The sequence below is a fragment of the Corynebacterium sp. genome (genome assembly GCF_012837295.1).
Taxonomy (GTDB): domain Bacteria; phylum Actinomycetota; class Actinomycetes; order Mycobacteriales; family Mycobacteriaceae; genus Corynebacterium.
This window is the reverse complement of record NZ_DURI01000012.1, coordinates 1-1,614: the sequence shown is the minus strand read 5'-3', so window position 1 is coordinate 1,614 and position 1,614 is coordinate 1. Positions and strand designations below refer to the sequence as shown.

At 70.1% G+C, this 1,614-nt stretch carries 1 protein-coding gene; it reads right to left on the bottom strand.

From position 1 onward, the window contains the following. Positions 1–40 precede the first annotated feature (40 nt). Positions 41–958 carry a crotonase/enoyl-CoA hydratase family protein gene (locus tag GX015_RS00355; protein ID WP_291341925.1) on the bottom strand — a complete coding sequence of 306 codons (918 nt, stop codon included), beginning with the start codon at positions 956–958 and terminating at the stop codon, positions 41–43. Positions 959–1,614 lie beyond the last annotated feature (656 nt).

Sequence of the window (1,614 nt, the reverse complement as noted above, 5' to 3'; positions counted from 1 at the left end):
GAACGCCCACGTCCCCTGGAGTGCGGGCGTGGGCCGGGGACTACTTCTTCTTCGCCCCGAACGCCCACGTCCCCCGGCGCACGAAGTTCGGCGGTGCCTTCTTCATCGCGGCGGTGCGCGCCCGGGCGGCGTTTTCGCTGAGCAGCAGCTTGGCTTGCTCGAATCGCTCCGCGCGGAACGTCGCCCGCGGCGAGCGCCACGCGTGGTTGAAAAGGGACTTCGTCGCCGCGAGCTGGTCGGGGGAACGGCCCATCAATTCACGGAGAATTTCCCGGGCTCGCGAGTGGGCGTCGTCAAGCGACTCGGTCGTTTCCGTGGCCAGCCCGACCTCGACGGCCTCCGCGCCGGTCAGTTCGCGGCCGGTCATGGTCAGCCAGCGCGCCTGCTCGGCGCCGACGTGATCGGCCAGCGTGCGCGCGCCGGACATGTCGGGGATCAGGCCCCATTTGGCCTCGAGGACGGACCATCGGGCGTCGGCTGCCGTGACCCGGAAGTCCGCGCCCAGCGCCAACTGCACGCCGCCGCCGTAGCAATGCCCGTGGACCACCGCGATGACCGGCGCGGGCAGGCGGCGCCACTCCCAGCAGACGCGCTGGAACAGGTTCGCGCCGTCGCCGGCCAGCGGGTTCGGGGCGAAGGCCTTGACGATGTCCATCGGATTTTTCAGCACCGATCCGAAGTCCAGGCCCGCGCAGAAGGAGTCGCCGGCACCGGCGAAGATCACGCCGCGCAGGTCGCGGTCGCGTCGCAGGGATTTGGCGGCTTCGTCGAGGCCCCGGAGCATCGCCATGGTCAGGCCGTTGAGCTTGGCCGGCCGGTTCAGCGACACCACGGCGATGCGGGCGCCGTCGATCTCCTCGTAGGAGATGGTCACGGGGGCGTCGGCGGCGGTCGCGGCGGGGCCGGTGGCGGCGGTGGAGTGCTCGCGCGTGGTCGCGTCGGTGTCTCGGGAGGTCATGGCGCAACGGTATCCAGTCCGGTGGGGGTGCGGGCCGGATTCGGCGGATGCTTCGCCTGCTTGACGACGGCCCGCCGAAACCTCCCCCGACGGGCTCATCCGCAGACGCAGGTCGGGCGTCGGCCGGGCGTGGGTCGGCCAGATTCGGCGGATGGCGGTCGATCGCGTGGGCGCCGGCGGTTGCGGGCGGACGTTGGTGTCGAATGATCGACGCTCATCCGTCGCTGCCCGGAAAACCGCAGGTGGTCAGATCTGCTACTCGGGAGCGTTGATCTAATGACACGAAGCCGGGTCGTAGGTGCCTTCGGACGGCCGGATTCGGCGGGATGCTTCGCCTGCTTGACGACGGCCCGCCGAAACCTCCCCCGACGGGCTCATGCACTTAACCCCGGACGCTTCGGGCGATTCGGTGCGCGAAAGCCCGGAAGCGTCCGGGGTTGAGTGCACGGCGGGGCTCGCCGGCGGGCACGGGTCGGGCGGCGGTCGAACGTTGGTGTCGAATGATCGACGCTCATCCGTCGCTGCCCGGAAAACCGCAGGTGGTCAGGTTTGCTACTCGGGAGCGTTGATCGTTTGGCACGAAGCCGAGTCGTAGCCGCCGTCGGTCGGCCGGATTCGGCCGGATGCAGGGCTTTTTGCTTGACGACGGCCCGCCG